The sequence below is a fragment of the Pseudomonas sp. 51_B genome, from assembly GCF_017491595.1.
Classification (GTDB): Bacteria; Pseudomonadota; Gammaproteobacteria; order Pseudomonadales; family Pseudomonadaceae; genus Aquipseudomonas; species Aquipseudomonas promysalinigenes.
This window is the reverse complement of record NZ_JAFGYW010000611.1, coordinates 1-240: the sequence shown is the minus strand read 5'-3', so window position 1 is coordinate 240 and position 240 is coordinate 1. Positions and strand designations below refer to the sequence as shown.

1 protein-coding gene is annotated in these 240 nt (G+C 60.4%); it reads left to right on the top strand.

Annotation, left to right across the window (positions count from 1 at the left end):
* Positions 1–2: 2 nt before the first annotated feature.
* On the top strand, positions 3–240 hold a 238-nt coding region (locus J5M56_RS26415), incomplete at its 3' end, for an amino acid permease (RefSeq protein WP_207938240.1).

Below are 240 nucleotides of genomic sequence, written 5' to 3'. Positions count from 1 at the left end.
CGATGATTGGTGGCGGGATCTTTTCGCTGCCGCAGAACATGGCCGCCAGTGCCGGCGTCGGCGCGGTTCTAATTGGCTGGGCAATCACCGCAGTGGGCATGCTGACCCTGGCATTCGTGTTCCAGACGCTGGCCAACCGTAAACCTGAACTGGACTCGGGAGTCTATGCCTACGCCAAAGCTGGCTTCGGCGAGTACATGGGGTTTTCCTCGGCATGGGGGTACTGGATCAGTGCCTGGA